The organism is Terasakiispira papahanaumokuakeensis, from assembly GCF_001709345.1.
Lineage (GTDB): Bacteria > Pseudomonadota > Gammaproteobacteria > Pseudomonadales > Halomonadaceae > Terasakiispira > Terasakiispira papahanaumokuakeensis.
In genome coordinates this window covers 1,824,105-1,832,558 of sequence record NZ_MDTQ01000001.1, presented here as the reverse complement: position 1 = coordinate 1,832,558, position 8,454 = coordinate 1,824,105, and the positions used below count along the sequence as shown (strand labels likewise).

7 protein-coding genes are annotated in these 8,454 nt (G+C 46.0%); 5 read left to right on the top strand and 2 right to left on the bottom strand.

The genetic code is table 11. The features are described from left to right. From BFW38_RS18055 to BFW38_RS08015, 5 genes are all read left to right on the top strand, one after another. A partial coding sequence (locus BFW38_RS18055) for a hypothetical protein (RefSeq protein WP_218186385.1) occupies window positions 1–329 on the top strand: 329 nt, incomplete at its 5' end. A 132-nt stretch (window positions 330–461) separates the two neighbouring features. Next, a complete protein-coding gene (locus BFW38_RS08040; protein ID WP_084004531.1) occupies window positions 462–1,907 on the top strand; it encodes an FAD/NAD(P)-binding protein in 1,446 nt (481 codons plus the stop codon). Window positions 1,908–1,968: 61 nt separating this feature from the next. Then, entirely contained in the window at window positions 1,969–2,721 is a 753-nt protein-coding gene (locus BFW38_RS08035; RefSeq protein ID WP_068997920.1) for a sulfite exporter TauE/SafE family protein, read from the top strand. 1,391 nt (window positions 2,722–4,112) lie between these two features. Further along, the gene (locus BFW38_RS08020) at window positions 4,113–4,826 is read left to right on the top strand and encodes an autoinducer binding domain-containing protein (RefSeq protein WP_068997917.1); all 714 of its coding nucleotides are present in this window, start codon (window positions 4,113–4,115) and stop codon (window positions 4,824–4,826) included. 97 nt (window positions 4,827–4,923) lie between these two features. Continuing rightward, complete coding sequence (locus BFW38_RS08015; protein ID WP_068997916.1) at window positions 4,924–5,484, top strand: acyl-homoserine-lactone synthase; 561 nt, start codon at window positions 4,924–4,926, stop codon at window positions 5,482–5,484. 149 nt (window positions 5,485–5,633) lie between these two features. On the opposite strand, the gene BFW38_RS08010 is transcribed toward BFW38_RS08015, so the two are convergent. Beyond that, window positions 5,634–6,137: a hypothetical protein gene (locus tag BFW38_RS08010; RefSeq protein WP_068997915.1), complete on the bottom strand. Its 504-nt coding sequence runs from the start codon at window positions 6,135–6,137 to the stop codon at window positions 5,634–5,636. Window positions 6,138–6,671: 534 nt separating this feature from the next. Then, window positions 6,672–8,024: a HEPN domain-containing protein gene (locus BFW38_RS08005; protein WP_139116579.1), complete on the bottom strand. Its 1,353-nt coding sequence runs from the start codon at window positions 8,022–8,024 to the stop codon at window positions 6,672–6,674. Between the last annotated feature and the right edge of the window lie 430 nt (window positions 8,025–8,454).

The window sequence follows — 8,454 nt, the reverse complement described above, 5'->3', positions numbered from 1 at the left end:
AAGATCACGATGATTATTTGTTATCTACAGCGGAAGACCAGCGGGTAATTATGCGGCATCAGCGATCAGCAAAGATAAACACTGATTACCAGTACTCTCATTCAAAGTGGATACTAAGAAAGGGTGTTAAGAAAAAGGTATTGCTGCGCCTCGTCAATGTGTACCTACAGGAAGATCCATTGCGCCAGCATGATGGCCATTCTATTCGGCGGTACTTGGAAGGAACCCCCTCATTCGTCAAAGAGCTTTTCTCGATTATCCATCATGCACCGCAAACAGTTCGAATGGATATTTTGCTGCGACAGTATTTCGCAAATTTCCCTGACTGAGCTGATAGAAACATTGCAGCACGATTTTGAAATCTAGTGCGCTTTGAGCTTCAGCCTTCCGATTGCCTTAAGCGTCAAATTTAATATATACAGCGCCATACCTGAGCGCGTGATGCTACAACAGGGGGTTACATGGCTTCAATAGCAATTATAGGTGCCGGATGCAGTGGAACGTTGGTTAGTCGGGCATTGGCTTCTAGGGTGTCGCAGCGGTCTATCTCAGAAGTATTACTGTTCGATAAAAGTTCAACTTTCGGGCCTGGACTACCTTATGGCCAGGACACGAACGATGAAGGATTCCTACTGAATATGAAGTCGTCGCTTCTGGGAGTTGATTCTTGCACGGCTGGTGATTTTGCTCATTGGCTTAAAGATAGTTCCCCCCAAGTAGAAGGTTTAATGCAAGAATATGCTCCTCGGATATTGATGGGACAGTATCTTCAGGAAGTAGTGTCTGACATCGCTCAGAAATTTAACCACTCAGGCATTCAGTTTGCGCGGGTCAATGCTTCAGTAAGAAATGTCAGACGGACAAGTGCTGGCTTTGAAGTTCATACTGCGAATGGTGTCCGCTTAGTTGACTATATTGTTTTAGCTGTAGGGCATTTGCGAAAAAGATCGGCTTTTCCGGACATCGAGCAGTATTTTTCAAATCCTTATCACGATCTTTCCCGAATCAAGAAAATTCCTGCTGGCTCCAAAGTGGGCGTGCTCGGTACCAAGTTAACAGCCGTTGATATGGCTTTGCTTCTACGCCGTATCGGTGTGGCTCATGTGCACATGTTTTCAAATTCTGGACAGTTGCCTCTTGTACGAGGGCTAATCCCAACAAGTTGCGAAGATGTTGCCTTTGAGAAGTGTCCAGGAAAAAGTATATTGGACTTCTTCAGGTGGTTTAGGAGAGAGAAAACTTACGCACCTGAATATGTCGGATTCATTACGATGCGCGACGTATCCGTTCGGCTTGAACATGAAATTGAAGCTGCAGCACATGTAAGAGATTGGCAGCTCTGGCTCGATGGATCCAAAGGCTGGATAGATGATTACTGGCTCAGAATGAGTACCAAAGAAAAACGTCGATTTTATCGTAAGTATCAAGGGCTTTGGATGAGCTACCGACATCCCATGCCATTAGCCAATGCTTTGAAGATCAGAAGCATGCTGCGTGCGGGAGAGCTTTCGGTACACGCTGGCTACAAATCAATGCGCTTGAAAGCAAACGAGCACTTCGAGGTAGATGTTTCAGATAGCCTATTAGAGTTGGATTATGTAATCGATGCAACTGGTGTTTCCGGAAACCTGGCCAAGCTAGATTCTGTACTGGTTGAGAACTTGATCGATAGCGGAATGTTGAGCCAATATGAATTTGGTGGCGTTGCTATTGACCCGGAGACCCACCAACTCTTTGAACAGCCTGGAGCCTATGCAATAGGCCCCCTTACTCAAGGCTCTCTGTTCTACGTATCAGCAATGGAGCGATTGGTTATTCACGCAGAGAGAGTGGCTGAGCACATTGTGAAATCGCAATGCCCTGCAAGGAGCGTACATAATCCACTATACGTAGGCGCACGGAGCTGAGGTTTAGATATCTCAGGTATGGGCATTTACAAATTTTAGTCATCCAGGAAGGATAGTTAGCATGGATTCGGTGATTTTTATTGTGGTTCTCGGCGCCATTGTGGCTGGCTTCGTACAAGGTCTATCCGGATTCGCCTTCGGGTTGACCGCTATGTCCTTTTGGGTTTGGGTGCTAGACCCTAAACTGGCGGCAGCTTTAGCTGTGTTCGGAGCCTTGACGGGACAAATTATTGCAGCTGTTACCATGCGTCGCGGCTTCAATATTAGTCGGTTGGCTCCTTTCTTATTCGGAGGCTTGGTCGGGATTCCACTTGGCGTTGCGGTATTACCTGCTCTAGATATCGAATTGTTCAAAGCAATTCTAGGCGGATTCCTTGTTCTTTGGTGCCCTCTTATGCTGGCAGCCAAAAGCATGCCTCGAATAAAAGTTGGTGGAAAAGTCGCGGATTGCCTCATCGGTGGCATCGGCGGGATCATGGGCGGCATCGGAGGGTTTACGGGTACCGTTCCAACCTTATGGTGCACGTTAAGGGGGTTCGACAAGGACGAGCAGCGTTCCATAATTCAGAACTTCAATTTAGCAGCGCTCGTTGTCACCATGGGTATTTACATTGCAAAGAATATTGTCACCGTTGAGATGGTGCCCATGTTTGCCATCGTCGCGCCCGCTATGCTTGTTCCAACGCTATTGGGTGGGCGAATGTATCTTGGCATCTCGGAAGTGGCTTTCAAAAAGTTGGTATTGAGCCTTTTGATTTGTTCGGGTGTAGCATTACTTGCTTCGTCGGTGCCTCAGCTAATCCAGCGCATATGAAAAGGCCTAGAGCTCTCTTTCTCTAACAGTTATTGGGCTTACAAACGGCTAATGAGGTCTCTGCGGGCATTCGTTCGGGCGGCATCCGCCTCGCTACGAGTCTGCAAACAGCTCTATGAGTGATGAGTTTCATTTGTCCCAATACGGCTATTAATTAACCCCATCTAAAGGTTCACTTGGTCATGTGATATTGCCCAGGAAATAAAGTAAACCGGTATCTAGGCGACATTGGGTTTTACCAATGATAAGTAAGATCTGTTGCGGCATATGTCTGTTATGGTGCTCGGAGCACCTAACTGGCAAACCTCACCCCCAATGTCGCCCGCCGTCTCATCGTGTAAATAGCTTCAGCTGCGCCAAAAGCCACAATGGAATGCGGAGTATCTACACGTCTATTGCCTTGCCTGAGGTCGTATCCCAGAAGGTAGCGACAGTTTGTTTATCATCCTGGTGTATTTCTGGAGCCTTTTCTACAACAGTCAAGCCGGTCGTCATAGGCGGTGGCCTTGCTTGCTTAGTTTTTACCTAAAATGAATAGAACTAGTGCCTAGTGACGGCCTGATTATAGCCGACGAAAACTAGTCTTTCCGACCTTTATAAGGCTTCACATCGTGTTAATGGGGCGAATGGGAAAGTCTGGCCCCAGGCTAACCGTTGAGGTCACCTCTCCTGAGTCAGATAACGCTTTCATCAAGGCTGGATTACGTATTGGAAAATTCTGTCAGAAAACTAACCTTCAACCACTTCACGTCGCTACGGATATTTTATTGATAGACGAAAGAATGATATCTCTGAGTGACGTTTATCTGAATGATAATTAGTCACCAAGATGAAATTTCATAATTCTCTTTGATGATAGCTCAGACTCTTAAGCAGATAGATATGACATCCGGATTTTATTTGATCATCCAAGTTAAAATCAGAGTTTATGAACTCTGCTTTCAGGAACAAAATGAAGCGAGCCTGAGCCAGGCACGAGAACAAGCGTTAAAGCTAGAAAGAAATGGTGAGAAGTATGGAGTACACCTTAGATGTAACGCTTTCGACAGTGGGTAGTGCCAATCTCTCCGCTGAAGTTAGCAGATAATCTACAGGTGCATCGGAATGTGGCTGTTAGCATATTTGCTTACAACCGCCACAAGAGGAGTGGCTGACAGTCATCTTGAAGAGGGGTAAGCGCTTCTCATCGCTAATGCGTCGTTCCAGATTCAGATTTCCAGTTCTACGGTAGAAAAGGATAATTAACATGGCCGCTCTAGACTCCATGGGCGCCAAGCTAGCTATATAGCCAAAAGGCTAACTGCTCAGCATCTATTTGAGCTGTTGGTAAGGTTCCAGTGGGGATCCTTGGCATCTTAAGAGTTCTCTTCGCGTGAACCAAGGAGGTCGATTTGAAGATTTGGACAGAAAAGCTACTGCAAACGGTAGAGCAGGCTGAATCCCCTCAGGAGCTATTTTCTCGCATCGCCGAGACCGCGACTGTGTTAGGGTTCGATAGATGCGCCTATGGTATGTATATGCCGCTTCCCGTTACTAGACCTAAAGTCGTTATATTCAATAACTATTCATCTGCTTGGAAGTGTCGTTACGAAGAAGCAGGGTATTTGCAGATAGATCCGACAGTAACCCACGCCAAGAAAACACAGTTGCCATTGGTGTGGAGCGATCAAGTTTTCCAGGATACTCCCGAGTTTTGGGATGAAGCTCAAGCTGAAGGTTTACGTGTAGGTTGGGCGAAATCTAGCCAAGACGCCAGCTTTGCGGTCAGTATGCTTACGCTAGCTCGTGCTACAGAGCCTTTGACAACTTCTGAGCTCAATACCAAAGAGCTACAAATGAGGTGGCTGGTCGATATCGCTCACGTGGCATTTACTCGTCTACTTACCCCAAAACTTAGCATGGTTCCCCCTTCTCCGCTGACCCTAAGAGAAACCGAGATACTTAAATGGTCTGCCGATGGTAAGACGGCCGGAGAAATCTCACAAATATTAACAATTTCTGTGGACACAGTGAAGTTTCATACGAAAAATGCTGTCGCCAAACTCGGGGCTGCAAATAAAACAGCCGCGGTTGCTCGTGCAGCAATTTTGGGGCTCTTGAGCTGAAGCTTTGTATACTGAATGGCAATAACCTATGCTTAAGGGTAGTTACACATTTAATTTTCTCCTTGTGCAATACATTCTTTACACAAGGAGAGTGTCCATGAAAATTGTTGTTGGTACATCTGATACTTTGTCACAGGAATTGATGGGTGAACTTGCGCATTACCGGCACAGAGTATTCGTGGAAAGGCTTGGGTGGGAACTAGCCTGTGAGCAAGGGATCGAGTTGGATCAGTTTGATCGTCACGACACATTATATCTTGCCGCTCTCCGAAGTGATGGCGATTTGGTGGGAACGGCACGACTTTTACCAACCACACAGCCCTACTTGTTAGGTGAAATATTTCCAGAACTTATGGGGGCTCTACCAGCACCGAACTCACCACTCATATGGGAGCTATCTCGCTTTGCATCAGTAGATCTTGAATCTGCAAATACTGGATCTACTCATCAGTTTTCCTGGCCAATTACGTTAGCTCTGTTACACGAAGTACTTTCTCAGGCCAAGCATAGGGGCGTACGGCGTCTTATCACTGTATCGCCGCTAGGGGTGGAGCGGCTACTGAACCGGGCAGGTGTTCACTCCTATCGGGCAGGACCACCAATGGTCATCGGCGGACATCCTCTTTTTGCATGCTGGATCAGGGTTCCTGGGAAATGACTCCATAGTACAGCTGGCCCGCAGACAAAGAAAAGTCAAGTGGAAAGTCGTGGCGTATCACACAATCGCCTGCAAGCAGGCTCCTACAGAAAATTCCGAGGTTCATCGAAGGGTTGTGGGAGTTGGCTTGCAAGCGAAAAAATGCTAACTCATGTCTCTTTGTCTTCATCAATCGAGGTGCTTGTCTCCGCCGCATTGTCGAAGTTCAAGCCCGCGTTGGCGGTTTTGAGCAGGGTTTTGTTCTCATCCTGATCGAGTCCGCCGTCTAGGTGTCGAACAGCGGCAATCAGCCAGCATTCCAACTCGCTAAAGAAACCCACTACCTGACCGCACAAAGCGCCTTGTTCAGGGTCGCCACCGCGCTCAACCTCGCACATATCGAGCACGATGCTTTGAAGACGGCCTTCGTTGAAATCTGTGTGGTGTGTTTTGAGATGTTTAAGGTAGATTCGTGCCAATGATTCACCGGTCTTACAACCGCCGGAGTAACCCCCGGTTTTCGGCACGGCCCAGAAAGACAGGCCACGCTTGCCCGGCACGTTATCGATAAAGGGCAGACGGTGAAGGGGGTACGGCTTTCGATGGTGAAACCTGAGCGGACTCGCGGGAGACTTGCGGACACAATGAGACTGAACTGGGGTGGGTGTCTTCATGACAAAAAACTCCTGAGCAATCCTGATGAACCGCTTCCAGACGCCAATCTGGAGAGCGGACCGTGCGGCGTTGGCGTACCGGGCTCAGGGACCGGCGCCCCGAAGGGCCACCACACAGCCCGCCCATAACAGGCGCAGCCATGCTGTGGACACAAAAAAACCGCGCTAATGGCGGTATGTCCACCTGAGCTATTCCGGGACGCCAATCCCGGCCACTGATTTTGCAGCGGCTCGCGAATAATGTCTTAGGGTAGGGGTGGAGTCAAGGGGTGAGAATGTTGGCGGCTACATGGCTATTTAAACATCGAACGACACAGAAATATGAACACCCTCCGTGGATCTCTAAGCACCGGGTGACACAGAAATATGAACACCCTCCAATCATGTCGAGATACTTATGCTGATTCATTGCACTAAACATAGATGCCTAACGCTTTGCTTACCGGCCAAACGGAGCAGAGCAAGCTTGTGGTAAAGTTTGCGCAGCAAACCACAAGCTTGCGGCGCGTAGTTGGGTCCGAGTACAGCAAATTGTTACATGCCTAACCGTTCTACAAAGAACTCAATAACTCTATCAATATCCCTTGAAAAAACCATGATCTCTGAATCCGAAAAATATTGTTCAGTCTCATGAACCATGATGTTTCTTACTTTGTTGAGAGTTTTGATTTCTTTGTACATTTTAGAATCGATTAGACCATTTTTAATTAATGCCTCTTGATTCTTGTACAGCATTAGCTTTTCACGCTTCGACAATTCAGCGGGAAGTATTTTCTGCGCGACCAATAGCTCAACTATTAAAGATTCGAGCATTTTCCATTTCTGTATAAAGCTGCCAAATACGACACTTGCGTTACTTGCCACAATTTCAGCGAGATCTTCTTTTTCATCATCACTGATAGTTATCTTATCCAAAGATTGGATCGCGGTTATAAGTTTAGATCTAACTTCTTCTACAAGCTTTTCTGTTTGCTCATAGTCTGGTTTTGTGAATGTATTGTTGTGGGCAATCTTACATCTTAGTTTGTATAGTTTCTCCCACCTAACCTTCAAATATGAGCCTTCACAATCGACATTAGATCGAAAGTATCGTTCCCAATTTGATCTAGGAATGAAATCATGAATTTCATCCACGCGAACTGAATCAGTCTCAATCTCAGATATTTTTTTAATGAGAGCTGCTATATCAAGTGTCCTGTATTCGTCGAAAAGAAAATTTGATAGTTGAATGAAATCTGTTTCATATAGATAGTTAATGTTTGTATCTATATTTTCAGTGCGTGACGATCTTTTCAGTTCTTCCGGAACGGTTTCTTTTGTCCAACCGAGACCTACGGTGGTAAGCATAAATTTCGTTATTAACTTACGCATTAGGTTCTCTATTTCGTAGATCATTGGATAACTACGAGAGGAATAGTAGAAACTAATGTCATCCCACAGCGTCTGAACACTATTTTTACTATTCATGTGTAGCAGTTTCTTTATCGACCTGCAAAGATCTGAGAAATCAGCTAGATCCTTTTCGTCGCAAACCAACTTTATATGAAAGAACTTGTGATTTTTGTTGGTATTTTCTCCCTCTTGCAGCTCGTAATCTACAGAGATGCCTCGGAACTTAATTTTAGTTCCGCTTATATTGATTTCAGAGTCTGATTGCAGGAAGCTCTTAAATGATTGAGCATTTCTGCAGAAAGTGCTCTCTGAGTCGATTATCACTAAATATTCGACTTTCAAATCATTCTCCTTTGCGCCGTAAGCATGTAACATTTTTAATTTCGCGCATGCGTCTTTTTCTAAAAGCGATAATGATCCAAAAAATCGACAACCTATTGAGTTATGAGATTTTTTACATATCCCTAACCATTGTCTCTTGTGAAAAGTGCGCATGCGTATTTGTATCCAACTCTGTGCTCGCGATGCTGCAACAGCACATCCCTAATGGCTTGATATTGAAATATTTTGTGTGACGATGCCAGTCAAAGATGCGCATTGATTGACATGGATTGATGGGCTATCGCTGGTTTGATTGCAGTGCTGCACACAATCGCCTGCAAGCAGGCTCCCACAGAAAATTCAGAGGTTCATCGAAGGGTTGTGGGAGCTTGCTACATAAGATTCAGTGGTTCATCGAAGGGGTGTGGGAGCTTGCTTGCAAGCGAAAAAATGCTAGCTCATGCTTCTTTGTCTTCATTAATCGAGGTGCTTGTGTCCGTCGTATTGGCGAAGTTCAGGCCCGCGTTGGCGGCTTTGAGCAGGGTTTTATTCTCATCCTGATCGAGTCCGCCGTCGAGGTGTCGAACAGCGGCAATCTGATCTT